The sequence below is a fragment of the Synechococcus sp. WH 8109 genome, assembly GCF_000161795.2.
Taxonomy (GTDB): domain Bacteria; phylum Cyanobacteriota; class Cyanobacteriia; order PCC-6307; family Cyanobiaceae; genus Parasynechococcus.
Genome location: NZ_CP006882.1, coordinates 1053752 through 1076603 on the forward strand (window position 1 = coordinate 1053752; position 22852 = coordinate 1076603).

General features: G+C 59.4%; 28 protein-coding genes, 1 tRNA gene and 1 pseudogene. 13 read left to right on the plus strand and 17 right to left on the minus strand.

The features are described 5' to 3' along the window. Positions 1 to 9: 9 nt before the first annotated feature. Positions 10 to 468 carry a hypothetical protein gene (locus Syncc8109_RS05740; RefSeq protein ID WP_369792020.1) on the plus strand — a complete coding sequence of 153 codons (459 nt, stop codon included), beginning with the start codon at positions 10 to 12 and terminating at the stop codon, positions 466 to 468. Here Syncc8109_RS05740 and Syncc8109_RS05745 read toward each other — a convergent pair. Together Syncc8109_RS05745 and Syncc8109_RS05750 are read right to left on the minus strand one after the other, a co-directional pair. Beyond that, a complete protein-coding gene (locus Syncc8109_RS05745; protein WP_232202481.1) occupies positions 458 to 1222 on the minus strand; it encodes a 16S rRNA (uracil(1498)-N(3))-methyltransferase in 765 nt (254 codons plus the stop codon). The two genes, Syncc8109_RS05740 and Syncc8109_RS05745, sit on opposite strands and share 11 nt — an antisense overlap. Next, positions 1182 to 1631: a DUF3531 family protein gene (locus Syncc8109_RS05750; protein WP_006851352.1), complete on the minus strand. Its 450-nt coding sequence runs from the start codon at positions 1629 to 1631 to the stop codon at positions 1182 to 1184. The genes Syncc8109_RS05745 and Syncc8109_RS05750 overlap by 41 nt, the downstream gene beginning before the upstream one ends. Positions 1632 to 1672: 41 nt before the next feature. Between Syncc8109_RS05750 and Syncc8109_RS05755 the strand changes: the two genes are divergently transcribed. Together Syncc8109_RS05755 and hslO are read left to right on the plus strand one after the other, a co-directional pair. After that, a complete protein-coding gene (locus tag Syncc8109_RS05755; protein WP_006851902.1) occupies positions 1673 to 2311 on the plus strand; it encodes an ABC transporter ATP-binding protein in 639 nt (212 codons plus the stop codon). Positions 2312 to 2325: 14 nt separating this feature from the next. Continuing rightward, on the plus strand, positions 2326 to 3243 hold the full coding sequence (gene hslO / locus Syncc8109_RS05760) for an Hsp33 family molecular chaperone HslO (RefSeq protein ID WP_006851762.1): 918 nt from the start codon (positions 2326 to 2328) through the stop codon (positions 3241 to 3243). A 3-nt stretch (positions 3244 to 3246) separates the two neighbouring features. On the opposite strand, the gene Syncc8109_RS05765 is transcribed toward hslO, so the two are convergent. The 4 genes from Syncc8109_RS05765 to Syncc8109_RS05780 form a co-directional block, all read right to left on the minus strand. Then, the gene (locus tag Syncc8109_RS05765) at positions 3247 to 3942 is read right to left on the minus strand and encodes a CPP1-like family protein (protein ID WP_006849736.1); all 696 of its coding nucleotides are present in this window, start codon (positions 3940 to 3942) and stop codon (positions 3247 to 3249) included. Between the two features lie 42 nt (positions 3943 to 3984). Beyond that, a complete protein-coding gene (locus Syncc8109_RS05770; RefSeq protein ID WP_025362298.1) occupies positions 3985 to 4206 on the minus strand; it encodes a hypothetical protein in 222 nt (73 codons plus the stop codon). A gap of 69 nt (positions 4207 to 4275) precedes the next feature. After that, positions 4276 to 5922 (minus strand): peptide chain release factor 3, encoded by a 1647-nt coding sequence (locus tag Syncc8109_RS05775; protein WP_006850118.1) that lies wholly within the window; start codon positions 5920 to 5922, stop codon positions 4276 to 4278. A 6-nt stretch (positions 5923 to 5928) separates the two neighbouring features. After that, positions 5929 to 6606 (minus strand): trans-aconitate 2-methyltransferase, encoded by a 678-nt coding sequence (locus Syncc8109_RS05780; RefSeq protein WP_025362299.1) that lies wholly within the window; start codon positions 6604 to 6606, stop codon positions 5929 to 5931. Positions 6607 to 6727: 121 nt separating this feature from the next. On the opposite strand from Syncc8109_RS05780, the gene nrdJ reads away from it, so the two are divergent. Both nrdJ and Syncc8109_RS05790 read left to right on the plus strand, forming a co-directional pair. Beyond that, a complete protein-coding gene (nrdJ, locus tag Syncc8109_RS05785; RefSeq protein WP_006851477.1) occupies positions 6728 to 9058 on the plus strand; it encodes a ribonucleoside-triphosphate reductase, adenosylcobalamin-dependent in 2331 nt (776 codons plus the stop codon). Between the two features lie 58 nt (positions 9059 to 9116). After that, positions 9117 to 9203: transfer RNA gene (locus Syncc8109_RS05790), tRNA-Ser, on the plus strand. Positions 9204 to 9632: 429 nt separating this feature from the next. Here Syncc8109_RS05790 and Syncc8109_RS05795 read toward each other — a convergent pair. Continuing rightward, positions 9633 to 10028, minus strand: coding sequence for a hypothetical protein (locus tag Syncc8109_RS05795; RefSeq protein ID WP_025362300.1), 396 nt, complete (start codon positions 10026 to 10028; stop codon positions 9633 to 9635). Positions 10029 to 10394: 366 nt separating this feature from the next. On the opposite strand from Syncc8109_RS05795, the gene Syncc8109_RS05800 reads away from it, so the two are divergent. Further along, on the plus strand, positions 10395 to 10631 hold the full coding sequence (locus Syncc8109_RS05800) for a hypothetical protein (protein WP_006850194.1): 237 nt from the start codon (positions 10395 to 10397) through the stop codon (positions 10629 to 10631). 2 nt (positions 10632 to 10633) lie between these two features. Further along, entirely contained in the window at positions 10634 to 11050 is a 417-nt protein-coding gene (locus Syncc8109_RS05805) for a hypothetical protein (protein ID WP_156915495.1), read from the plus strand. A gap of 24 nt (positions 11051 to 11074) precedes the next feature. Here the strand turns inward: Syncc8109_RS05805 and Syncc8109_RS13050 are convergent, their stop codons facing one another. Genes Syncc8109_RS13050 through Syncc8109_RS05815 form a run of 3 tightly spaced genes read right to left on the minus strand, consistent with a single transcriptional unit; the run spans position 11075 to position 12434 of the window. Next, positions 11075 to 11200 (minus strand): hypothetical protein, encoded by a 126-nt coding sequence (locus Syncc8109_RS13050; RefSeq protein ID WP_006851851.1) that lies wholly within the window; start codon positions 11198 to 11200, stop codon positions 11075 to 11077. Next, positions 11197 to 11892, minus strand: a complete 696-nt coding sequence (locus tag Syncc8109_RS05810) for an SDR family NAD(P)-dependent oxidoreductase (RefSeq protein WP_006850126.1) — start codon at positions 11890 to 11892, stop codon at positions 11197 to 11199. The genes Syncc8109_RS13050 and Syncc8109_RS05810 overlap by 4 nt, the downstream gene beginning before the upstream one ends. Continuing rightward, positions 11892 to 12434, minus strand: a complete 543-nt coding sequence (locus Syncc8109_RS05815) for a TIGR00730 family Rossman fold protein (protein WP_025362301.1) — start codon at positions 12432 to 12434, stop codon at positions 11892 to 11894. The genes Syncc8109_RS05810 and Syncc8109_RS05815 overlap by 1 nt, the downstream gene beginning before the upstream one ends. A gap of 92 nt (positions 12435 to 12526) precedes the next feature. On the opposite strand from Syncc8109_RS05815, the gene Syncc8109_RS05820 reads away from it, so the two are divergent. Further along, the gene (locus tag Syncc8109_RS05820) at positions 12527 to 13333 is read left to right on the plus strand and encodes an SdiA-regulated domain-containing protein (RefSeq protein ID WP_006851978.1); all 807 of its coding nucleotides are present in this window, start codon (positions 12527 to 12529) and stop codon (positions 13331 to 13333) included. Continuing rightward, the gene (locus Syncc8109_RS05825) at positions 13320 to 14273 is read left to right on the plus strand and encodes an SDR family NAD(P)-dependent oxidoreductase (protein WP_006850426.1); all 954 of its coding nucleotides are present in this window, start codon (positions 13320 to 13322) and stop codon (positions 14271 to 14273) included. The genes Syncc8109_RS05820 and Syncc8109_RS05825 overlap by 14 nt, the downstream gene beginning before the upstream one ends. 42 nt (positions 14274 to 14315) lie before the next feature. Here the strand turns inward: Syncc8109_RS05825 and Syncc8109_RS05830 are convergent. After that, positions 14316 to 14528 (minus strand): annotated as a pseudogene (locus Syncc8109_RS05830) (DUF389 domain-containing protein); the annotation flags it as partial. Positions 14529 to 14614: 86 nt separating this feature from the next. Between Syncc8109_RS05830 and Syncc8109_RS05835 the strand changes: the two are divergent. Continuing rightward, positions 14615 to 15478, plus strand: a complete 864-nt coding sequence (locus tag Syncc8109_RS05835) for an EamA family transporter (RefSeq protein WP_025362302.1) — start codon at positions 14615 to 14617, stop codon at positions 15476 to 15478. Here the strand turns inward: Syncc8109_RS05835 and cobW are convergent. Together cobW and Syncc8109_RS05845 are read right to left on the minus strand one after the other, a co-directional pair. Further along, positions 15415 to 16509, minus strand: a complete 1095-nt coding sequence (gene cobW / locus Syncc8109_RS05840; protein WP_006850014.1) for a cobalamin biosynthesis protein CobW — start codon at positions 16507 to 16509, stop codon at positions 15415 to 15417. The genes Syncc8109_RS05835 and cobW overlap by 64 nt on opposite strands. A gap of 5 nt (positions 16510 to 16514) precedes the next feature. Next, entirely contained in the window at positions 16515 to 17006 is a 492-nt protein-coding gene (locus Syncc8109_RS05845) for a pentapeptide repeat-containing protein (RefSeq protein WP_006850835.1), read from the minus strand. A 73-nt stretch (positions 17007 to 17079) separates the two neighbouring features. On the opposite strand from Syncc8109_RS05845, the gene Syncc8109_RS05850 reads away from it, so the two are divergent. The 3 genes from Syncc8109_RS05850 to ilvD are packed head-to-tail and all read left to right on the plus strand — an operon-like array spanning position 17080 to position 19718. Then, complete coding sequence (locus Syncc8109_RS05850) at positions 17080 to 17685, plus strand: uracil phosphoribosyltransferase (protein WP_006851244.1); 606 nt, start codon at positions 17080 to 17082, stop codon at positions 17683 to 17685. A 36-nt stretch (positions 17686 to 17721) separates the two neighbouring features. After that, positions 17722 to 18000 (plus strand): hypothetical protein, encoded by a 279-nt coding sequence (locus Syncc8109_RS05855; RefSeq protein ID WP_006849686.1) that lies wholly within the window; start codon positions 17722 to 17724, stop codon positions 17998 to 18000. A 44-nt stretch (positions 18001 to 18044) separates the two neighbouring features. Further along, the gene (gene ilvD / locus Syncc8109_RS05860; RefSeq protein ID WP_025362304.1) at positions 18045 to 19718 is read left to right on the plus strand and encodes a dihydroxy-acid dehydratase; all 1674 of its coding nucleotides are present in this window, start codon (positions 18045 to 18047) and stop codon (positions 19716 to 19718) included. Between the two features lie 11 nt (positions 19719 to 19729). Here ilvD and Syncc8109_RS05865 read toward each other — a convergent pair whose 3' ends face one another. From Syncc8109_RS05865 to gndA, 4 genes are read right to left on the minus strand one after another with little or no spacing between them, the layout of a single operon-like run. Then, entirely contained in the window at positions 19730 to 20098 is a 369-nt protein-coding gene (locus Syncc8109_RS05865; RefSeq protein WP_006850902.1) for a hypothetical protein, read from the minus strand. 4 nt (positions 20099 to 20102) lie between these two features. Further along, complete coding sequence (locus Syncc8109_RS05870) at positions 20103 to 20663, minus strand: CIA30 family protein (RefSeq protein WP_006850819.1); 561 nt, start codon at positions 20661 to 20663, stop codon at positions 20103 to 20105. Further along, entirely contained in the window at positions 20644 to 21357 is a 714-nt protein-coding gene (gene pgl, locus Syncc8109_RS05875; protein WP_006850703.1) for a 6-phosphogluconolactonase, read from the minus strand. The genes Syncc8109_RS05870 and pgl overlap by 20 nt, the downstream gene beginning before the upstream one ends. Positions 21358 to 21368: 11 nt before the next feature. Beyond that, the gene (gndA, locus tag Syncc8109_RS05880) at positions 21369 to 22787 is read right to left on the minus strand and encodes an NADP-dependent phosphogluconate dehydrogenase (RefSeq protein ID WP_025362305.1); all 1419 of its coding nucleotides are present in this window, start codon (positions 22785 to 22787) and stop codon (positions 21369 to 21371) included. Positions 22788 to 22852: the final 65 nt, after the last annotated feature.

Here is a 22852-nt window from a genome sequence, read left to right on the forward strand (position 1 = left end):
CTACGGCCATTGCAGAGGGAGAATCGGGGCGTTCGTTCTCTGGTCGACCGGATGGTGTTCAACAGCAACAAGGGCTTTTTCCTCACCCTGGATGACGCCGCCGCTCCGGCCACCCTCGAGCTGCCTCAACAAAAGGATCCAGTAACCGAAGATGCACCGGTCGAGGCAGCTGTGGTCGCAGCCTCCGAGCCTTCAGTGGTTGCCAAGCCTTCAGCCCCAGAAGCGGTTGAAGAGACCGTTGCAGAAGCCAGCTCTGCATCCAGCGCTCAGCCAGCAGCCTCACTCACCACTGCAGAAGCCATCGCCGCTGAACTGGCTGCAGCAGAGGCAGCCCGCCCGGCCGTGACCTATTCCACCTTTGCCCCCAGCAACCTCATGCCTGGTGTCGGACTGCGCCAGCGCAGCCGCCGGCCTGGAGCAGCTCTGAAATCCTTCCGGGGGATCGCTCAGGATCTCTTCAAGAGCTAATCAGCCCATCACGCCAACGAACCAGTTCCACGGCACCAGCCACCGCGGCAGTCGAACTGCGCAGGATGGTTGATCCCATCTGGACAGGCTGAATCTGGGCTTCGGTGAACTGCTTCAGTTCCTCTTCGGTCCATCCCCCTTCCGGGCCGACCATGAGCCATGTGAGTTGAACAGGATCGGCCTGGTGACGCAACCATTGATCTAAGGCCGGTGTGGACGTCTCGCGAGTCACTCCCACCAGACGCTGACCCCGCTCATCTTCCATCCATTGGGATAGGTCTTTGAGATCGAGCAGCTGTGGCGTCCACAACCGTTCGCACTGCTCCACCGCTTCACGAATGATCGTGGCCCAGCGCTCGGGTCGGTGGTCGGCCTGGGGAACACAGCGATCGCAGCGCAGGGGCTGAATCCGATCAATCCCAAGTTCACAGGCCATCCGGACCACCTCATCCATCCCCCGCCGCATCAAGGCCACGGCCAGGCCCAGATGAGGTTGGGCCAAAGACTCAATCAGTTGCGCTGGCTTATCGAGCGCGAGCAGCTTGGGTTCCACCAGGGTTGCGGTCGTGAGCCGGCCGCAACCATCGATCAGATCCACCCGCTCGCCACAGCGCAGGCGCAACACTCTCCGCAGGTAGTGCTGCTCTTCGATGTTGAGCAGAACCGATCCACCCTGCTCCAGGCGATCCGGCGACAGAAGCAAGCGCCGCCGTTCAGCCACCGGCAGGGAAAACGCTGTCGGGATGGTCTTCAACCGGCCAATTTTCATTGACCCCACCAACGACCAGCTCTTCGATCTGAACCACGTCGGAGTCCAGTTGACGCAGAGCGTTAATCAGAACATCGATGGCAACTCCATCCGACGTACCGAGATCCACCCAGCAACGTCCCCAGTCGTTCTGGTATTCGAGCTGCCCCATGTTGTGCATCAGGGCTGGCATCGCCGACTCAGCCCCATCGTCGTCGTAGGTCAACCAGCTGAGATCCGAGCCGGCGTCATGCACCTGCAGGTTTTCTGCGTTGAAGCCGCCCAAACGCCCGATCACGTACCAGCTGTCGAAGACACCATCGACGTAATTCCGTTCCCCCTGACTGGGGGGTTCCGAGAAACGGATCCATAACCAGCAATTGAAGGGATCGACTTCACGAAAACGAATGTCCATGGGGCCATCGCGACACCGTCATCATCGTTCAAGCTGAACGCATGCTCGAGCTCTCAGGAATCACCTATGCACCTGCAACGGCTGGTGCCCCCATCCTCGACGGCATCGGTTTTCAGACGCAGAAGGGACGGCCGCTGCTGATTGCTGGCGCCAGCGGATCCGGAAAGACATCGCTGCTGGAAATCATCAGCGGCCTGGCATCAGCCACATCCGGCAGCATCCGCTGGAACGGCAACACGCTGAAACGACGGCAGCTGCGCTGGCTTTGCGGCATTGTTTTCCAGTTTCCCGAGCGCCATTTCCTCGGGCTGAGCGTGGCTCAGGAACTGCGGCTGGGGCATCGGCGGCTCGGTCATGAGCGCGAACAGAGCGTGCTCGAACGGGTTGGCCTCGACACCATCTCCTCTACAGCGGCGCCAGAACGGCTGAGCGGCGGGGAGCAACGGCGGCTTGCCCTCGCCGTGCAAATGCTCCGCGGCGCTGAAGTGCTCCTCCTGGATGAACCCACCGCAGGTTTGGATTGGTCAGTACGTCGGGACGTGCTTAATCTGCTTGCCGGCCTCGCTCGTGAACAGGTGTTGATCGTGGTCACCCATGAACCCGAGCTGTTTCAGGACTGGGACTGCCAAAGACTGCGCTTGCAGGGCGGGCGGCTCGAACCGATGACTACATTGCCCTGAGCTTTTGAGGGTATATGGCCGACCGGCTGGTGCGCGCAACAGCCGCTGAGGGCGGCATCCGGTTGGTAGCGGTATCGACAACCAACATCGTGAGTGAGGCGAGGCAGCGCCACTGTCTGTCGTTTCTCACCAGCGTGATGCTCGGACGAGCAATGGCCGCTGGATTGATGCTGGCCAGTTCGATGAAGGTGCGCCACGGCCGGGTGAACCTGCGCTTCGGTTCCGACGGACCGATCAAGAACTTGATGGTGGATGCCGGACGCGACGGAACCGTTCGTGGCTACGTCGGCGAGCCGGGCCTGGAACTCGACCCGATTCAGGATGAAGCAGGCCATTTCAGCTTCAACTTCAAGGAGGCCGCTGGCACCGGCTATCTCCACGTGATGCGTGATGACGGCAAGGGTGAGCCCTTCAACAGCACCGTTGAGCTCGTCAGTGGAGGCATCGGTGAGGATGTCGCCTCCTATCTGCTCCATTCCGAACAGACTCCTTCAGCAGTGTTTGTGGGTGAGCAGGTGAACAGCGCCGGCATCCACGCCAGCGGTGGCCTCCTGGTGCAAATCCTTCCCAAAGCAGCGGAAGAGCCTGCCCTGGTGGAGCTGATTGAACAGCGTTGCCGCGAGATCACTGGATTCAGTCAGCGGCTGGCAGCAAGTGGAGACCAGCTTGAGGATCTGCTTCGGGACGTCTTCCCCGACCTTGATCCCAAACCCCTCGACGATGCCGAGGCCAGTCAGGAGCTTCGTTTTTTCTGTCCTTGCAGCCGTGAACGCAGCAAAGCAGCACTGCTCCTGCTGGGCAGGGACGAACTCACCGATATGCGTGACAAAGATGGTGGCGCGGAACTGACCTGCCACTTCTGCAACAACCGTTATGACGTGAGCGCTGCGGAGCTGCAGGAGCTGATAGACGGCCTGCCGACGGCGGCCTGATGTTCAGGCCAGGAACAGAGCTGCAGCCCACAGCAGCAGAGCGGCAGGCAGAGCCTGGATCTGCAGAGGATTGAGCGCGAGCTGCTCAACAGCAGTGGGAGAAAGAGCCAGGTTCAGCAAAGAGCCTGCCGCCAAGCCAAAGCTGAGCACCAGCAACGTCCAGCCCAGGGATTCCAGTGGGCGGCGACCACGGCGAACCTGACTCAGAAAAACACCAATAGTTGCCAGGGCCAGCACCAACTGAATGCTCCCGGCCGAGATCAGCAACAGAGCAACGCCGACGATCCCGGCAATCAGGCGAACGGAGAGCCCCTGCCCTTCCACCAGGGCCCAGTCGGGCTTGAGGCCGGACAGGGTCGGGGAGGGATCGGGCAGACTGTTGCGGAGATTCTCCAACACGTTGCCCATCGGTGCCTGAGCTGGCGGAGAAGGTAGGGATCCCGCGATGGCCTCCCGCTCCGACGCCGTCGCTGCAGCAGCACTCACCTGACCCTGTTGCCGGTCCCGCAGGCGAGCCATAAGGACGGCGTCATAGGCCGCTTCGATCTTTGCTCGGGCCTGATCATCACCGGAAACCTCGGCGAGACAGCGTGCTTTGGCCGCCTGAACCTGATCAAAGCCCGCATCACGGCTCAGGCCGAGACGGGCAAATGGATCATCTGCGTTTGCATCCGGACCAGATTCACCCAGGGCTGCCATTGCGTTGATCGGGTTCCTTTAGATGAGCGTATCGGGGCCTGTTCAGAAGAGGGGCGCACCATGACGAAAACCCTCGCTGCGTTCCAGCCTGCTCCGGCAGCTGAGGGCATCCACCCGGTTCATCCAGGAGCGGCGTTTGATCAACGGCATCTGCGGGGGGAGGTGGTAGCCCTCCAGCATTTCCACTGATTCGTCATCACCACGGAAACACACGTACTCGGTGCCTCCGTCAGCGCTGTTCCTCAGCAGCCAGAACGTACTCACGGAAGTTGAAGGCGCGGCATGATTCTGGCGAGAGAGCCGTGGAGGTGTGGATGGGTTGATCCGCCCGGTTCAGAGACTGATCGGCTCCACTCCACTCACCACCGGGGCAACACTGCTGAGTTCAAGGTCGGGATGGTCCTCCCGAAGCTGGTTGAGATTCCACTCGTTTTTGAACAACAGCACAGGCCGATTCCAGGCATCACGCACGGTCTTGCAATTGAAAATCCGGCCGACCTTTTCGAGTTCAGACCAACCGCCGTTGATCCAACGGGCAACCTGGAAACCCATGGGCTCAAGGCGGGTTTCCACGCCATATTCATTCTCCAGCCGGTGCTGCACCACCTCAAGCTGGAGTTGTCCAACGGCCGCCAGAATTGGATCCCGCTTGCTCTCGTCGGTGTCATAAAGGATCTGCACAGCCCCCTCTTCCCGCAGCTCGTTCACCCCTTTGCGGAAGTTCTTGAAGGCTGAAGGGTTGGGGTTGCGCAGCCAACTGAAAATTTCCGGGCTGAAACAGGGAATGCCTTCGTATTCCACCTTCGAACCCACATAAAGGGTGTCGCCAATGGAAAACATGCCGGGATTGTTGAGACCGATCACATCACCCGGATAGGCGTCTTCCACCACGGCTCGGTCCTGACCGAACAGCTTTTGAGGACGGGAGAGACGGATCGCTTTGCCCGTGCGGGCGTGCTTCACCGTCATGTCTTTTTCGAAGCGGCCGCTGCAGACACGGACGAAGGCCACCCGGTCGCGGTGCCTGGGATCCATGTTGGCCTGAAGCTTGAACACGAAGCCGCTGAAGCCTTCACGCAACGGGTCCACCAGACCTTCGCTGCTGGATCGGGCGATCGGCCGTTGTGCCATCTCAAGGAAGGCATCGAGGAACGGACGGACCCCGAAGTTGGTCATGGCCGAACCAAAGAACACCGGGGTGAGCTCACCGGCATGGACCATCTCGATGTCCAGCTCGGCGCCAGCCGCATCCAGAAACTCCATTTCTTCAATGGCCAGATCCAGCAGGTCCTCTTCCACCAACTCGCGTAGGGCAGGGTCGTCCAAAGAGAGGCGTTGCTCACTCGCCTGCTTGCCGCGTTCAGCACGGCTGAACAGAACCACTTCCTTGCTGCGGCGATCGATCACACCACGGAATTGCTCGCCACTGCCGATCGGCCAGTTCACCGCCCAGGGGGTAAGGCCGAGTTCCGACTCGATTTCATCGAGCAGGGTGAGCGGTTCCCGCCCCGGGCGGTCCATCTTGTTGATGAAGGTGAAGATCGGGATCTGACGCATGCGGCAGACCTCGAACAGCTTCCGGGTCTGAGGCTCAAGGCCCTTGGCGGCATCTTCCAGCATGACGGCGTTGTCCGCCGCTGCCAGCGTTCGATAGGTGTCTTCGGAAAAATCCTGGTGACCTGGCGTGTCCAGGAGATTGATCGTGGTGGCGTCGTAATCGAACTGCAGCACCGTTGAGGTGATTGAAATGCCCCGCTGCTTTTCAAGCTCCATCCAGTCGGAGGTCACCTTGCGCTGCTCACCCCGTGCTTTCACCGCACCGGCCTGCTGAATGGCACCGCCGTAGAGCAGCAACTTCTCGGTGAGGGTTGTTTTTCCCGCATCCGGGTGGGAAATGATCGCAAAGTTGCGACGGCGATCCACCGCCGAGGCCAAAACCTGGGCCAGATCACCATCAGTGGTCGCTTGACTGCCGCTCATCGGATTTCAGGACTTCACCAAGCCTGACACCACCAGATAACGGTCGTCCTCAGCCGAAACCGTCAACAGGTTTAGATCAAGCCGGTGGAGCTCTGCGATCACCTCCTGAGGTTCGAAGGCCGCCGCCAGCGAGGCAGCGAAGTCGTGCTGCAACACCGCCGGCGCCGATGGCAGGTGTTTGAGCAGCAGCTGTTGAATCTCAGCATCGGAGGCAGGACGCCGCAGATCCCGGTGCAAGGTGCGACAACCCGGAGCTGCCAAGGCTCTGGTGACCATCCAGAGCAGATCAGGGTGGTGCAGGTGATGCAAAAGGCTGTTGCTGACGATCAGATCAGCCTGCCCAAGCAGAGCACCTCGAAGCACCTCCTGAAGGGTCTGACAAAGGAACGAGATCTCCAGTTGCTGCTGCTGCGCCCGCCCCCGGGCTACAGCCAGCATCGATTCGGCACCGTCAATGCCGATGATCCGAGCCTTAGGGAAGAGGTCAGCCAACCGAAGCGTGATGTTTCCCGGGCCACAACCCAGGTCCACCACAAGTGGGTCAGGCGGCAAAGGCGATGTGCGTGAGAGGAGACGCTGAATCGCTTCGATGGTTGCTTGATCGCCGAAACTGAAGTCGGCAGCGGCATAGGCCTGCACCTGCGTATCGCCGTTCATCAGCTCAGGTTCCAGCCGCCGCTGCATCATTTGCTGCCGATTTGGAGCTCAGTTTGAACGGGACACTGTTGATGGTGGTAAAGAGACCTTGCTACCCCCATCTGTGGCGTTAGGGTTTCGATACTTGTCCTTCGCCACAGCACCGCACGTGACCCTCACTCCAAATCGTGTGGAGACCTCTAAGGGAGCTGTCGCCGGGTTCGGCGACTTCCCCGCAACCGCTCCTGCTGCCAACCCGGTCTTCTATCGCACCTACAGCCGCAAAACCCCCAGCGGCCGTGAGAGCTGGAGTCAGGTGGGCACGAGAAACTTGGAAGGCCTGCGTCAATTGGGCAACCTCAACGATGGGGAAGTTGCCCTGCTGGCTCGAATGCAGGCCGAGAAAAAAGCTCTTCCCTCAGGCCGCTGGCTCTGGATCGGTGGCACCCGTTGGATCGAGCAGCCCGAAAACTTCTCGGGTTCCTACAACTGCACATCCACCAACCTGGTTGATTGGCACGCCTTCGGTCTGATGATGGACCTGGCGATGATGGGCTGCGGCACCGGCGCCATCATCGAGCCGCACTTGATCGACCGGCTTCCGGTGGTGCGCAACAGCTTCGAAGTTCTCAGCGTCAGTGAAATCGGCATCACTCCCGCTGCTGAGCGCCAGGACGACTGCACCCACAGCATCGATGGCAACAAGGTGACCATCAAGGTGGGCGACACCCGCCGTGGCTGGGTGGACAGCTACCAGCTGATGCTCGAGCTCAGCAGCGATGAACAGTTCAACGGAGGTCCGATTCAGATCGAGGTAGACCTCAGCGATGTGCGGCCTGTTGGGGAAACGCTGAAGGGTTTCGGCGGCATGGCCAACCCCGTCAAACTGAAGGATCTCTACGGGCGCGTTGCTCGGCTGCTGAACAAGGCCCAGGGCCGTCGGCTCACCTCAGTCGAGTGCTGCCTGTTGATCGACGAAGCCGCCGTCACGATCGTGGCTGGAAACATCCGTCGCAGCGCCGGCATGCGCCAGTTCGCTTCGGATGACCAGGCGGCTGCTTCCTCCAAGGACAACCTCTGGCAGCAAGACGAGGAGGGCAACTGGAGGATCGACCCCGAGCGTGATGCGCTACGGATGGCCAACCACACCCGCGTGTATCACACGCGTCCCAGCAAGGACGTTGTGCACGCAGCGGTGACCAAGCAGTTCCACTCCGGTGAAGGTGCGATCCAGTTCGCTCCCGAAGCGATCGCTCGTTCCAATGCCGATCTGCTAACCACCCCTGAGCTTCGAACGGAATTCATTGAGATCTACTGCGACCAAGGTCGTGACGAAGCGGGGCGTTGGCTGTCCGAGAACCATGGCCCCATCGGCGCCGACGAGCTGGAGCACCGCCTCAGCCGTTACGGCTTGAATCCCTGCGGCGAGATTCTGGGTGCCGATTTCCACTGCAATCTGGCCGAGGTGCACCTAAACCAGATCGACCCCAGCGACGAGGAAGGACAGGCCGATGCCTTCCGTGCAGGTGCCCTCTCGGTTGCTTGTCTGCTCAACCATCGTTTTGAAGTTGAGCGCTACCGCCAGAGCCGTGAATGGGACCCGATCGTTGGCGTCAGCTTCACCGGTCTGTTCGACTTTTTCGTTCATGCCTTCGGCACGGAATGGCTGCGCTGGTGGGAGGCGAGCAGGCCTGATACTGAGGAGGGTCTGCGCTTCAAGGAGCAGGAAGCCGCTTACCTGAGCCGTTGGAAGGAGATCGTCAATCAAACAGTCTGGGACTACTGCGACCGTCATAGTCTGCGTCGCCCCAACCGCTGCACAACTGTCCAGCCTGCAGGCACCAAAAGCCTGCTCACCGGTGCTGCCCCCGGCTGGCATCCCCCCAAAGCCCAGCGCTTCATCCGCCGGATCACCTTCCGCAAGAACGACCCCGTGGCCATGGCCTGCATGGACTACGGCTACACCATCGTTCCCTCCCAGTCCGACAAGGATGAGCAAGGCCGTCTGTTGAATGACCCCTTCGATCCCCGCTGCACCGAATGGCTGGTGGAGATTCCCACCGAGGTGAGCTGGGCCAATGTGCCCGGTGCTGATGTCGTTGACATCAACGGCTTCAGTGCCATGGCGCAATTCGATTTCTACATGCAGGTGCAGCGGCATTACACCGCCCACAACACCTCTGCCACCATCGAATTCCGCGAGCACGAAATCGAACCCTTGGCTGAAGCTCTGCATCAAGCCATGGAGAAGGGCGAGGGCTACATCTCAGCAGCACTTCTGGCCCGTTTCGATGCCAATGCCACCTTCCCCCGCCTGCCCTTTGAGCCCATCGATGCAGCCACTTACGAGGAGCTGCAATCGGCTGTGGTGAAGCGTCGCGTCAGCAGTGATTTCTTCGAGGCATTGCAGCGTTACGACCAGGGTGAGCTGACGGAAGCAGGCCCGGCCGGATGTGATTCTGATAAGTGTCTACTGCCTCTGGCCAAGCCGGAGAACTGAACCTGGAGCACGTCCCGATACAGTTGTCGGGTGTCCCGTGGGGCACCTGACACCCTCTGGAGAGGTGGTCGAGTGGTTTATGGCTCTGGTCTTGAAAACCAGCGTGTCTTCACGGGCACCGTGGGTTCGAATCCCACCCTCTCCGTTTTGAACAATCTGAACCAACGATCTTGACGATCATTGGTTTTGCAATGAATAAGGGAATGTTGTGTGGCCGACGGTGATATACCACCGGAGCGATTCGACCACGTCGATAACCTGACGGGCCAATCACTGCAGATCGATTCATTCATAGGTTTCTTAAGAAAGAAACGGATTTGCCCCCTACCGAAACAAGGGTCAAAGATCAGTCTTCGGACATCGCTCTGTCCGGCTTCCAAGCCCGTTGAGCGTCTTGTCAGGGTCACTATGAACCAAATCGTCTACATTTTTGAAGGAGTTGTGCTCGGATTTCTCGACATCCACAAATTGCGCCCCAGACTCAAAGTGAATCCTGCATAGACCGCCTCGATAAAGCTTTTGGCGTTAATGCTCATGCGTCGGTGAGTGAAATCACTGAGAAGTTGAAACTCGATCAGCCCTTCTGGGTGGGAGCCTCGATACTACTGCCGTCAAAGTCGAAGATATAAGCCGCATCCTCAGAAACGAGTTCACGTATCTCATGGCGGGGGACATAAAGCAAATCAGTTTCACCAGCCGTGCAGGCCTCTGCATGGCGGCAGTAATAACAGGTATAGCCAAAACAAGGCTTACGAGATCTGGGGTCTTGTTCGATCCCATGCTCATCCATTAAGGAGCGCACAAGGCGGCAACAAAAGCGTTGCTTCTGGATTTGCATTAACGCGAAATCACGAAGCACATCTTGCATGCTCCGGTTCAACGAAGCGCAATAGGCTTTCAACAGAGTGTGCTCTGACTCAGACATTCTGACATTGACGACCTTGTCAACCTGAACAGAAGCAGTGCCCATCGAAGCGTAAGCCTTCGCAGCATCATCCTATCCGCATTGATGCGAAATATGCATAAAAATAACTTCACCCATGCAATGAAAAGTCGACTCCTTGAATCACCGGGACAAGAAAACATGGCAGCCCAAGCCAGGCTGAATGACGACATAGAGACCCAACAATTGCAGCCAGATGTTTCAGGCCTGGCACCTCCCAGGGGTGGGCCATGAATCATGGACACGAGCAGCAACCGTGGCGGTCACGCCACAGGGTCCAAAAATGCCGAGAAGCTACCCAGTAGCAACCCAGAAGACGCTTCTAAGCTACTTGTAAGTTGCTTGTCAGTAACTCACGAGCTACCATGGGGATGCTCCGGCAGCAGACGGGTCATGATCAAAACCTCCACCCGAGAGACCCAGGTCAAGCTCACGGTCTCCGTTCCACCAAGCCTTCATGTGCTTCTTCGCGGGTGGGCCCTGTGCGAAGGACGTGAGCTCACCAGCGTTGTACTTCAGTGCGTGGAGCTGTCGGTGCGCCAACTCAAGAGCAATGGCTCCATTCCCAGCGCAGCCATCCGTGCCTACGAGGCGGCCTGTGATGAACGTTTGGCCGTGGGGGGGTTGTGATCGTGCATCTTGATCAGATCGAACAAGCGCTTCAGGCTCCGGTGATGGACGCCGTGATTGCACTGAGCGAAAGGGTGCAAACCCTCGAGAACAATCCTGAGGGACGGATTTACACCGCCTATCGCGCTATTGATCAAACCATCTCCTTTGGGTATTCCGAGAACATCGATGCGATCGGTGAACAGCTTCGCGAACGCGACTTCGTGCTGCTTGCAAGCCGTCGGGGTACACGCCGGGAGCAGAGGTTGCTGTTACTCACCCTCAAAGAGATCGGTATCGCCAGCAGCTACAGCGAAAACTGCTTCAACGCATCGCCGAACACGGTCAGCCATCTCAGGCACCTCGGCTGGCCCTTAGGCAATCTCAAGCAAGTCGTCAAAGGCACCAAGACGCGCAAACGCTTCAACCCGGGGCGCTGATCAACGATCGACAGTGTTTCACCATTACTGCCACAACAGCAGGATCAGCAGCGGCTCGACCGCCGCCAGAAGACATATCGCAGGCAGAGACGCTGAGCCATCCATAGCGACGTCATCTGGAAGCGACATCGTCATGGTGAGAAAACTCATGTTTCGAGCGAACAATTCATCGCCAACTCGAACGGAACGGCAGCGTTCGGCATCGACAACAAACTGCTGGAGAGAGCAGCAAGATCCTCGGGTTGGGTCATTTCGGCAGGCTCAACGGCCGTAACCGCACAAGCCATATCGGTGTTGACCCAACTTGGACAGATGGCGGTCACACGAATCCCCTTGTCCCACCCTTCATTGCGCATGCTCTGACAGAGCCCCATCAAGGCAAATTTGCTCACGGGGTAGCCCGCCATTCGACCTTTGACGCGTTTGCCACTCATCGACACCAGCACCTGGATTCGTCCATGGCCACTGGTCACCAGATACGGCCATGCAGCACGGGTCAGCCACCAGGGCCCCTTCACGTTGATCGCCCAGAGTTCATCAAGCTGCTGCTCTTCGCCATCGGCAAACAACAGAGGTGTTCGATGCAAAATCCCGGCACAATGGATCACGGTGTCGATGGCACCCCAGTGACGAATGGTGCTGTCAACCCAGGCTTCAACACTGGCTGGATCGCTGGCCTCGTAGGCGTGATGCAACACCGTCTCGAAGTCCAGATCTGTTCCCCTTAGAGCCTGCGGATCGCGCAGACCAAGGCTCAGGCGGTGACCATCCTTGAGCAAACCTCTGGCAATGGAACGTCCGATGCCACGACTGGCTCCGGTAAGCAAAACCGTGCGTTGCATCAGGACGGGTTGAAGAGTCGATCGATCAGCAATTCTGGCGTTGTTGCATCCAGGAGGAGCTGGCGATTTCGCTCCGAGAGAAAGCCCTTCGAAACGCTTTGATCCAAAAAGCTCAGCAACGCATCGAAGTAGCCATCGAGGTTGAGCATGCCGATCGGCTTGGCATGAAAACGAAGCTGAGCCCAAGTCAAAGCTTCGAACAACTCGTCGAGGGTTCCCAGCCCCCCGGGCATGGCCACGGCTGCATCGGCCAGATCGAGCATCCGCGCTTTGCGCTCGTGCATCGATCCCACAACCTCGAGATGGGTCAAACCGGTGTGCACCACTTCATCCTGCGTTAACGCCTCGGGGATCACCCCGATCACATCCCCTCCAGCCAACAAAGCGGCATCAGCAACAGCGCCCATCAAGCCAATGCGAGCTCCGCCGTAAACCAGGGCCATGCCCTGAGTGGCGATCAGTGCACCCAGCTCAGTGGCAGCAAGCTTGAACAGGCTCGAGTCGCCGCTCGAGGAGCCGCAATACACAGCGATTCGATTCATGGCGCCTGGCCGTGATCCCTTCATCCTCACCTGCCATAGCTGGCAAAAATGAGCCAAGCCTCGAGAATCACCAGGAACGGCTCCCGATGAGGATGACCTCGATTCGCCTTGAGCTGCTGAGCCGTCACCGGATTCGTTACCCAGGCCTCGGCCTGAATGAACCATCCGGACTGACGTTGAACTCGGATGGCTCAGCGCTGTACACCGTCAGTGATGACACCAAGGCGGTTTTTCGTCTGGATCTCAAAGGCAGGGTGTCGGTGAGCGACTCATTCTTCATCGGCCTCGATGACTTGGAAGGCATTGCGCTCCGTGGCGATGACAGCGAGCTGCTCGTGGTGCAGGAGCGGAGCAATTCTGTGGTGGTGGTGGATCTGAGCAGCCGGAGCGAACGGTCTCGGCGACCGCTGTCAGCCATGACCAACTACGACACGATCGCGCACCACTTCCCAGACCCTCAGGACAACAACGGATTGGAGGGCATCACTGTGAACACCAGGAACAACCATGTGATCTTGGTGAAAGAGCGCCAGCCCGGTTTGCTGATCGAACTGGATTCCACACTCACGACAATTCTCTCCACAAGATTGCTGCAACCCAGCCAAGGGTTCATGCATCCCGAACTGAAGGCCGAGAAGCTCGATTTCTCGGGCCTGAGCTACGACAGCAGAAGCGACACCCTCTGGATCGTCAGCGACAAGGGGCGGTGCCTGTTCCAGTACGACTGGGCAGGCGACACTGTTCTCCAGCGCCTCGATCTCACCATCAGCACGGGAGACCAGCCAAAGCGGATCCGCAAACCGGAGGGTGTTGCATTCGATCCCGAGCGGAAAAAGATGTACGTGGTGAGCGATCGAGACGCTGATCTCTACGTGTTCAAACTCCATGTCGACTGCTGAACAGCGCCACGTTCTGATCACCGGTGCCAGCAGCGGCATTGGCCTTGAAGCGGCAAAAATACTGCTGGCCCGTGGTGATGCACTCACCGTTGTTTGCCGCAATGCAGAACGGGCCGAGCTAACCCACACGGCTCTGTCGGCTTCCGTTAACACCTGCATTGCCGATCTGGCAGACCTTGCGTCTGTGGCCAAGGCGATCGAACAACTCCAAAATCACGAGACGCCATTCGATGCATTGGTGCTCAATGCCGGATTGCAATATGCCGGCCATGGCTCCCCCCGTTGGAGTGCACAGGGCATTGAACTCACCTTTGCAGTGAACCACCTGGCCCATCAACTTCTGGCTGAAGGATTGAAGGAGCAAACCCGAGCCATCGTGATTACCGCCTCTGAGGTGCACAATCCAGCCACTGGAGGAGGACGAGTTGGCCAGCCTGCAGGGCTGGGCTCGCTACAGGGGCTGCGCCAGGGCCCCGGGACGCCGATGGTGGATGGAGAAAGTCCGTTCAATGCAGACAAGGCCTACAAAGACAGCAAGCTCTGCAATCTGCTGATGGCCCTGGAGATCCACAGGCAGCGTCATGATTTGCCTGTCGTGGCCTGGAGTCCGGGGCTGGTGATTCCACGCACATCAGAGGGGTTTTTCAGAAACAGTCGCCAAGCCAATCCACTTGGACAGGCCTTGTTTGGGTTGGTTGCTCGAGATCTCTTGCGCTTGACGGAAAGCGTTGAGCGGGCAGGGGAACTGCTGGTGCAGCTCATCGATGCACAACTTGATCAACCGGGATTCAGCTACTGGGGCAATGCGCTATTGGGCCCTGGCCGGCATCAATTCAAACCAACGGAACCCTCCGAGGAAGCGAAGAACAGCGACAAAGCGACGATGCTCTGGATGTTGTCGAACAATCTGATCAACTCTTTTTTGACGCCATCCCGCTGATAGCCAAACCATTCACAAACCAGCATTCATTGCGTTAACTCACGGAGCGACGATCATGGCCCCGATCACAACTGCCGTGCTGTTGGAGATCAGCCCGAGGCTTGCGATCACCGCAGAGCTGATCTGAAGAATAAAAAAACCAAGCGATGGCTTGGATGAAGTGATCCGCGCTTCATAAAGCTCCGCGCGAGGAACACGACTTTCAAAATGAACCGTCGAATGTCCCGACAGGCTTTCCAGAAATTGCCCCAGCACGGTGCACGTCTCTGGGCCTCACATTCCTGAATTGTGCACAGAGTTTTCTACTTCGCAGCAGACTGCATAACGATCAACACCAGACCATGACGGGTGTACTGGCGGCCCTGGGAGCGGCCATGGCCTGGACCGGAGCCAGTGCGCTATGGCGATCGCTATTAGGGCGAGTCACGGCGATCCGGCTCAACGCCATGAAAAACGGCTTGGCCAGCCTGCTGTTTCTGCCGGTTCTGCTCACCCTTCCACACAACAACGTTCATGCTGTTTTGCTGCTGTTGATCAGCGGCTTGATCGGCATTGCGGCCGGCGACAGCTTTTATCTCGGGGCGTTGCGGCGACTCGGCACCCGACGAACCCTCACCGTGGAAGCCAGCGGTCCGGTGCTGGGCAGCATCGCTGGGGTTCTGGTAATGGGGGACAGCTTGGCCGTGAAGAACGGTCTCGGCGCGCTTTTGGTTTCAAGCGCGGTGGTTCTCATTGCCATGCAGGCGAAAGAGACGAGGCAAGGGAAGCGGGGGGGCAGCGCTGCTGACTTCGGCATCGGTCTGCTGTTGGCACTCACCGCCGTGATCTGTGGCCTGAGCGGAGCCTTTCTGGCCCGTTATGTGCTGATCAGCAGCGACCTCACCCCATTGCAGACGGCATCGATCCGGCTGCTGGGCGGATGGCTTGGTCTTCTTCCCTTCCTCAAAGGGAACTGGAGACAGACCAAGCTGAAGCCACGGGAGCAATCGAAGCTTGTAATCGCCACCGTGGTAGGAACCAACGGGGGAATCCTGTTGCAACAGGTGGTGCTGCAAACGATGCCCGTTGGAGACGGGGTGACACTGATGGCCACAGCGCCAGTGATGGCTCTTTTTGTGAGCCGAATGGAAGGAGACCCGATTCAGCTCTCCGGCGTGGCTGCCGCGGGGCTGGCCTTGGCCGGTGTGGCCTGCACCAGCCTCTGAAGACCGGACTCCAGGGCCGGAGCTGCAGCCTCGTTCAAAGCCAGCACCACCAGATCAGCACCACAGCCCTGATCGGGACGCCAGGCATGGCTAGGAGCTGCTTCAAACCAGCTGTTCAACCGCGGACCCACCATCTGGATCTGAAGCGGAAGCGTTTTGCTGGGCAGCCAGACACGTCCCTTGAGTCGAACCACCTGGTGATTGCTAACGAGGCTGGGCAACAGCTGCTCGAGGGCCTGACGGTCCAATGCCCCTTCAACGCGAACATTGCTGCCGACCATGTCGACATGGCTGTGATCGTGATGGTCATGGTCGTGATGGCTATGGGCCTCCTGGGGGGTGGGCTTGTGCTCAAGGCCCAACACAACGGACGTCTCCACCTGTCCCTGAGACACAGGAAGCAGAGCGGTACCCGGGCGCACTTTGTCTTTAATCCGCCCCTGTACCTCAGCCATCTCCGATGCATCCAGGCAGTCAGCCCGGCTAATTAAGACCAGGTCAGCGGCCTGGAGTTGATCCTCAAACAAGTCGTCGATCGCTGTGAGGTGATCGAGGCTGGGATCCTCGGCCCGTTGCCGCTCCAGCGCTTCAGCATCAGCAACCGGGCTGCCTGCAGCCAAAGCTTCGCCATCTACCAGCGTCACCACACCATTCACATGCACACGGCTGCGGATGGCCGGCCAATCCAGGGCCTGAAGCAGAGGCCGTGGCAAAGCGAGACCGCTGGTTTCAACAACGATCCCATCCAAACGATCCGCCCGTTCAAGCAACGTCTCCATCGTCGGCAGGAAGTCGTCCTGCACCGTGCAGCAAAGGCAGCCGTTGTTCAGCTCAACCAAACGGCCATCAACCTCCTCCTCAGGACAGAAGCCACAGCTGCGGATCAGATCACCATCAAGCCCAACGCTGCCGAATTCGTTGACCATCACGGCCAATCTCTGACCGCCACGGATGAGCAGATGGCGGAGCACCGTGGTTTTGCCTGCCCCAAGAAACCCGGTGATCACGGTCACCGGCAGACGCTTAGCCATGACGATTAAGGGCGGCAGCCCAGGCTCTCACGGGTAGAGACACCACTGATCGGATTGGATCCATCCGCCCGAACACAGAGGGCCCGCTGTTGGGGAAGATCGATCACTGCGTTGGTGAAATCAGCACCGTCGATCTGCGCGTCCGTGAAACGGCTCTGCATCATCATCGCGTTGGTGAAGTTGGCCCCCCGAAGATCGGCCCCCTCGAAGTGGCTGGCAAAACCCACAACATCGGAGAGATCGGCATCACGGAGATCGGCCCCTTGCAGTTGCGAGGTATTGATCACAGCACCGCGCAGGTCCGTGCCGCTGAGATTCACCTCCCGCAAATCGGCCTTGAGGAACTCTTTTTCCTTTAGGTCAAGACCGTGCATATCGGCGCTGATCTCCTGAACTGCGAACTGACCACGCAGCTCGGGAGCGGTGATGGCCTGAACTGATTCAGCCCAAACAACAGTGCTGAACGCAAGCGTGATCACCGCCAGCAGCGAGGCCATACGTCGAAGGGCGCCCATGAGACCGGTAATTTGAGCAATCACGTTATGGCAACTGTCCGCGGAGCGAGTCGATATGGCCATGAGCTTGCGGGTGGTGGTTCCACCCCATCCCCTGATCGGCCATTGGCTGACAATGCTTCGGCATCGGGAAACCCCTTCGGCCCTCTACGCCACAGCCCTGCAAGAACTGGGCCGGTGGCTCACCTACGAAGCCCTGCGGGACTGGCTGCCCCATCGCCGGGAGATCGTGCCCGGAATCCATGGGGACACCGAAGGAACCCTCGTTGAAGCATCGGTACCGTTGATCACCATTCCAGTGCTGCCAGCAGGCCTCGAGCTTTGGCAGGGAGGACGATCCGTCCTTCCCGATTCCTCCCTCTGCCTGGGGTCGTGCCCACAGGAGATTGAAGCCAACGCTGGGGTGATTTTGTTTTTTGATCAGATCAGCGATGGTGAGGCCACCCTCAAGCTCCTGCAGGAGCTCAAGAGCAAGGGTGTGGATGGACGGCGGCTGCGGCTGATCACTGCCCTGTGCGCCAGTCCTGGACTGAAGCTGTTGGGTGAAGCGATTCCAGACCTAACGCTTCATACCGCCTGCATTGACGAAGGCGTGGGTGAGCAGGGTGAGATTCGTCCGGGAATCGGTGACCCTGTGCGACGGCTGAACCTCAGATCTTGAGGGCGTGACTAACCTTCAGGAAGGTTGATTGCACCCATGGCCCAGCAGCACGACACGGGCTCAGGCACCCTGGCATCTCTTGTCGCCGGAGCAGTTCTCGGTGCTGCAGGCCTGGCCTGGTGGCTCCTCAACGAAGCCGACAGGCGCAGGCGTTATGGCGCGAAGAAGTCAATGTTGCACGCACCGCGTTTGCAGGACGGTTCCGAAGTGCTGGATAGCGCAGGCAACGGACACCTCGAGGAGCGTGTGGAAAAACTCAACGCGGAGATCGCCCGCGTTCGCGCCCAGCTCGAGGGACTCGGTAGCGAAGGATGAGCGCTCGGTAGGTTGGCTTGATTGCCACTGGTCCGCTCCGTTCCATGCTTCGCTCCGACGCCGTCACTAAGGGGATTCAGCGGTCTCCCAACCGCGCCATGTTGCGGGCCGTGGGCTTTGGAGACAGCGATTTCGGCAAGCCCATCCTGGGCATCGCCAACGGCTACAGCACCATCACCCCCTGCAATGTGGGGCTGAACGACCTGGCCAAACGAGCTGAGGAAGCGGCTCGGCAGGCCGGAGGAATGCCACAGATGTTCGGAACCATCACCGTGAGTGATGGAATCTCCATGGGCACCGAAGGGATGAAGTACTCCCTGGTTAGCCGTGAAGTGATTGCTGACGCCATTGAAACGGCCTGCAATGGCCAGAGCATGGATGGGGTACTGGCCGTTGGTGGCTGCGACAAGAACATGCCCGGCGCCATGCTCGCTATGGCACGGATGAACATTCCTTCGGTGTTCGTCTACGGCGGCACGATCAAGCCGGGCAAGCTAGGCGGCTGTGATCTCACGGTGGTGAGCGCTTTTGAAGCGGTCGGCCAACTGACCAGCGGCAAGATCGACGAAGAGCAGCTCACCGCAGTTGAGAAAAATGCCTGCCCCGGGGCTGGCAGTTGCGGCGGCATGTTCACCGCCAACACCATGAGTGCCGCCATCGAAACGATCGGTCTCAGCCTCCCCTACAGCTCCACGATGGCTGCCGAGGACGAGGAAAAGGCCGACAGTGCCGCTCGCTCTGCAGAGGTGCTGGTGGAGGCCGTGAAAGCCAACATCCGGCCCCTGGATCTGCTTACCAAAGAAGCCTTTGAGAACGCCATCAGCGTGATCATGGCGGTGGGTGGCTCCACCAATGCGGTGCTGCACCTGCTGGCCATTGCCCGCACCGCCGGCGTCGACCTGAGCATCGATGACTTCGAACGGATTCGTCAGCGGGTGCCGGTGATCTGTGATCTCAAGCCCAGCGGCCGCTACGTGACCGTTGATCTGCACAACGCCGGCGGCATTCCCCAGGTGATGAAGCTGCTGCTGGATGCAAACTTGCTGCATGGCGACTGCCGAACGGTGGAGGGCAAAAGCCTGAAGGAGTTGCTGGCCGATGTGCCGTCGGAGCCGCCCTCCGGGCAGGACGTGATCCGCCCCCTGAGCAATCCGCTTTACGCCAAAGGGCACCTCGCCATCCTCAAGGGCAACCTCGCCAGCGAGGGAAGCGTGGCCAAGATCAGCGGTGTGAAGACTCCCGTGCTCACCGGCCCGGCGCGGGTGTTTGAAAGCGAGGAAGACTGCCTTGCCGCGATCCTCGACAAAAAGATCCAGGCCGGTGATGTGGTGGTGGTCCGCAACGAGGGTCCCGTCGGTGGACCGGGCATGCGGGAGATGCTGGCTCCCACCTCAGCGATCGTTGGTCAGGGCTTGGGGGACAAGGTCGCCCTGATCACCGATGGCCGCTTCAGCGGCGGCACCTATGGCCTGGTGGTGGGTCACGTGGCTCCTGAAGCTGCAGTTGGCGGAACCATCGGACTGGTTCAAGAAGGCGACAGCATCACGGTTGATGCTGATCAGCTGCTGCTTCAACTCAACGTGGATGAAGCGGAACTGGATCGCCGCCGGGCGGGATGGAGCAAGCCGGAACCGCTTTACCGCAACGGAATTCTCGGTAAATACGCGCGGCTCGTCTCCAGCTCAAGCCGGGGTGCGACAACCGACCACGCCGATTGAACTTGGCACAATCAACCACCCGGTTGCACCAGAGCCCGTAGACGCCGACCCAAGGCCTCCAGAGGGGTGGCATCCTGCGGTGCCGCACAGCGTTTCCCCGAGGCGCCATCCATCCAGACCGGATGGCGCCCGTACCAGAGCATCGGACGTTCCGGTTGGTCCCACCAGCTCAGCATCAGATTGATCTCTTTGCCACTCCGGTATATCTCCAGGTCAAGATCCTGAGCGGAGTGACGCTGGCCATCGCCATCACGGCATTCAATCCGCACGTGCAGATCGTCGAGTTGTTCTGGAGCCGAAGGATCGATCAGAACAACAGCATGGCTCCAGGGCTTGAGGCAAACGTCAGCCGCCTTGGCAATCAACACCAGAAGGTCCATGGACTCAGGGCAAGGCGCGGATTGAACGGATCAGCACACGGATGGAGCCAGCGCGAAACCCCGGATTTAAATCCCCAGCATCGCCGAATTTCGAGTGCAACACCTGAATGCGGGTGATGCCACTGGGATCGAAGCGCAGCGGTAAGCCAACGGGCTTGGCACGAACCGTGGGTCTGAGGTCGGCGAATGGCACCACAACAGGGGTCACGCCTGACGGTTGAGTCGGAACATCCACCACCCAGCGGAGACCACCGGGAATCAGTTCGGTGAGTCCCATGGCTCCATCCCGGCAACCGAGGGCAATCTTCAAAATGCGTCCCTCACCCTCAACAACCAGCTGAAGTGCTGAATAAGGGGACAGATCGAGCGGGGGCTGCAGGCGAGGGGAGCGGCAGCTCACGAAACCACCACCGGTCTCCACCAGCTCCCCCTCCAGCACGAGTCCGTCGGGGGTCACGCGACAACCGGCACTGGATCGGCCGCCCATGATCGTGTCGTTCAGGCTGGCCCAGTCAGCAAAGTCGCTGCCCTGGAAAAGGATCTGTTCAGAGGCCGGCGGCTGCATCCTGATCAGCAAGGATCAGCACATCACTAGCAGGTTGAACCAGCCGAGCGGGAGTGCGATCGGAGGATTCGGAGGGATCGACCAGTCGCCTGAGAGCCTCCTGTTTACCGGCCCCACTGACGAGGAAGATCACCTGACGGGCGGCACTGAGCACAGGAGCCGTCATGGTGATGCGATCCAACCCCTTGCCGCGCCCGATGGTCGTCCAGCGATCCAGCACCGCTGGAGCCTCAGTGCCGGGGAAGAGGGATGCGGTGTGGCCGTCATCCCCCAGGCCCAGCAGCATCACATCGAACACCGGTGGTGCTCCTAAGCACAGCTGAGAAAGCTGGTCAGCAAAAGCCTGGGCACTTGCCTCAGGACTATCCAGTTCCACGGTGGGAACGGGATGAAAAGCGGCTGAGGCTCCAGGCCCGGGTGCGAGAAGGGTGCGGCGCAGCATGCCGGCGTTGCTGGACGCATCGTCGGCAGCCACCCAGCGCTCGTCACCCAGGACGACGTCCACCCGGTCCCAGGGCAACCGTTCCTGACCGAGCAGGGAATAGGCGCTGGCGGGTGTGCTCCCACCGGAGAGAGCGATCTGGCAACGGTCCCGTTGATCCAAAGCCAGATCAATTTGGGCAGCAACAGTTTCACAGGCCTGACGAGCGAGGTCCTGAGGATCCTTCGCCTTCTCGATGCGGTAGTTGGTCATCGCTCAACCTCTCAGCTGAGCCATTCGGTGTGGAACGTGCCCTCCTTGTCGACCCTTTGATAGGTGTGGGAGCCGAAGCAATCGCGCATCGCCTGAACCAGGTTCTGAGGAAGGCGACCTGAGCGGTAGCTGTTGATGTAGTCGAGGGTGCTGCTGAAGCAGGGAACGGGAATACCGGCTTCGGCGGCACCGGCCACCACTTGAGCCAGTCCGGGCAGCCGTCGGTTGATCTGTTCAGCGAACCAAGGATCAACCATCAGGTTGGGCAGCTGGGGATCAGCGTGGAAAGCATCCTGAATGCGCTTCAGCAGACGGGCCCGAATGATGCACCCACCCTTCCAGATCTGAGCGATCGACGGCATGTGGAGTTCGTAGTCGAGGTCCTGGGAGGCGATACGCAGAAGCTCCATGCCCTGGGCATAACTGGCGATGCAGCTCAGCACCGTGGCATCCATCAACGGAGCCATGGCATCGTCAGGCGTTCCCATATCAAAGTCCTTGATGGCAGGTCCTTTGAGGATCGATTCGGCCGCCACGCGTTGGGGCTTCATCGAGCTCATCACCCTTGCATTGAGAGAGGCATAAATGGTGGGAACAGAGGCACCCATCTGCAACGCCGTCACCACGGTCCAGAGGCCCGTGCCCTTCTGGCCAGCCTGATCGGTGATTTTTTCCACAAGATCAGTGCCATCGACGGGATCCTTGGTGCGGAGACACACCTCTGTGATTTCCACCAGATACGACGACAACTCTTCTGTGGTGTTCCATTGACCGAGAACGTCGGCCATCTGCACACCGGTCATTCCCTTGACCCGCTTCATCAGGTCATAGCCCTCGGCAAGGATCTGCTCGATGCCGTATTCGATCCCGTTGTGGACGGTTTTAACCAGGTGTCCTGACCCCCCTGGACCGATGTATGTGACGCAAGGTCCGTCTTCGACCTGAGCCGCCATCTTGTTCACAAGGTTCTCGATGGCCTCGTAGGAAGTCTTGGTTCCTCCGGGCATCATGCTCGGCCCCTCCAGGGCACCTTTGGCGCCACCGGACACACCCATGCCGATGAAGCCGAAGCTCTTGCTTTCGAGTTGCTTCACCCGACGTTCGGTGTCGTGGTAGTCGGAGTTGCCTCCATCAATCAGCAGATCACCTTCTTCGAGATAGGGAGAGAGCTGATCAACAACAGCATCGACGGCAGACCCCGCCTTCACCATCATCAAAATCCTGCGGGGGCGTTCCAACTTGCCAACGAAATCTTCGAGGTCCGTAGCGCCCTGAATGTTCTTGTCCTTGCCACGCCCCTGGAGGAAGTCTTCGGTTTTGGCGTAGGTGCGGTTGTAGACAACGCTGGAGAAACCGTTGCGCTCCGCATTCAGGACGAGGTTCTCGCCCATCACGCCAAGACCAATGAGGCCAAAGTGAGACTTGGACATGGCCTGCAGGACCACTGACGACTGATCTCAGTGTGTTGATCTCGGCTGGTCTCGACCGCAAATAA

What these genes read in the sequence shown, in the direction of transcription:
- Syncc8109_RS05750 (WP_006851352.1), bottom strand. Translation starts at nt 1,631, where the DNA reads ATGGACATTCGTTTTCGTGAAGTCGATCCCTTCAATTGCTGGTTATGG.
- Syncc8109_RS05755 (WP_006851902.1), top strand. Translation starts at nt 1,673, where the DNA reads ATGCTCGAGCTCTCAGGAATCACCTATGCACCTGCAACGGCTGGTGCC.
- hslO (WP_006851762.1), top strand. Translation starts at nt 2,326, where the DNA reads ATGGCCGACCGGCTGGTGCGCGCAACAGCCGCTGAGGGCGGCATCCGG.
- Syncc8109_RS05765 (WP_006849736.1), bottom strand. Translation starts at nt 3,942, where the DNA reads ATGGCAGCCCTGGGTGAATCTGGTCCGGATGCAAACGCAGATGATCCA.
- Syncc8109_RS05775 (WP_006850118.1), bottom strand. Translation starts at nt 5,922, where the DNA reads ATGAGCGGCAGTCAAGCGACCACTGATGGTGATCTGGCCCAGGTTTTG.
- Syncc8109_RS05780 (WP_025362299.1), bottom strand. Translation starts at nt 6,606, where the DNA reads ATGCAGCGGCGGCTGGAACCTGAGCTGATGAACGGCGATACGCAGGTG.
- Syncc8109_RS05795 (WP_025362300.1), bottom strand. Translation starts at nt 10,028, where the DNA reads ATGGGCACTGCTTCTGTTCAGGTTGACAAGGTCGTCAATGTCAGAATG.
- Syncc8109_RS05800 (WP_006850194.1), top strand. Translation starts at nt 10,395, where the DNA reads ATGATCAAAACCTCCACCCGAGAGACCCAGGTCAAGCTCACGGTCTCC.
- Syncc8109_RS13050 (WP_006851851.1), bottom strand. Translation starts at nt 11,200, where the DNA reads ATGAGTTTTCTCACCATGACGATGTCGCTTCCAGATGACGTCGCTATG.
- Syncc8109_RS05810 (WP_006850126.1), bottom strand. Translation starts at nt 11,892, where the DNA reads ATGCAACGCACGGTTTTGCTTACCGGAGCCAGTCGTGGCATCGGACGT.
- Syncc8109_RS05815 (WP_025362301.1), bottom strand. Translation starts at nt 12,434, where the DNA reads ATGAATCGAATCGCTGTGTATTGCGGCTCCTCGAGCGGCGACTCGAGC.
- Syncc8109_RS05820 (WP_006851978.1), top strand. Translation starts at nt 12,527, where the DNA reads ATGACCTCGATTCGCCTTGAGCTGCTGAGCCGTCACCGGATTCGTTAC.
- Syncc8109_RS05825 (WP_006850426.1), top strand. Translation starts at nt 13,320, where the DNA reads ATGTCGACTGCTGAACAGCGCCACGTTCTGATCACCGGTGCCAGCAGC.
- Syncc8109_RS05835 (WP_025362302.1), top strand. Translation starts at nt 14,615, where the DNA reads ATGACGGGTGTACTGGCGGCCCTGGGAGCGGCCATGGCCTGGACCGGA.
- cobW (WP_006850014.1), bottom strand. Translation starts at nt 16,509, where the DNA reads ATGGCTAAGCGTCTGCCGGTGACCGTGATCACCGGGTTTCTTGGGGCA.
- Syncc8109_RS05845 (WP_006850835.1), bottom strand. Translation starts at nt 17,006, where the DNA reads ATGGCCTCGCTGCTGGCGGTGATCACGCTTGCGTTCAGCACTGTTGTT.
- Syncc8109_RS05850 (WP_006851244.1), top strand. Translation starts at nt 17,080, where the DNA reads ATGGCCATGAGCTTGCGGGTGGTGGTTCCACCCCATCCCCTGATCGGC.
- Syncc8109_RS05855 (WP_006849686.1), top strand. Translation starts at nt 17,722, where the DNA reads ATGGCCCAGCAGCACGACACGGGCTCAGGCACCCTGGCATCTCTTGTC.
- ilvD (WP_025362304.1), top strand. Translation starts at nt 18,045, where the DNA reads ATGCTTCGCTCCGACGCCGTCACTAAGGGGATTCAGCGGTCTCCCAAC.
- Syncc8109_RS05865 (WP_006850902.1), bottom strand. Translation starts at nt 20,098, where the DNA reads ATGGACCTTCTGGTGTTGATTGCCAAGGCGGCTGACGTTTGCCTCAAG.
- Syncc8109_RS05870 (WP_006850819.1), bottom strand. Translation starts at nt 20,663, where the DNA reads ATGCAGCCGCCGGCCTCTGAACAGATCCTTTTCCAGGGCAGCGACTTT.
- pgl (WP_006850703.1), bottom strand. Translation starts at nt 21,357, where the DNA reads ATGACCAACTACCGCATCGAGAAGGCGAAGGATCCTCAGGACCTCGCT.
- gndA (WP_025362305.1), bottom strand. Translation starts at nt 22,787, where the DNA reads ATGTCCAAGTCTCACTTTGGCCTCATTGGTCTTGGCGTGATGGGCGAG.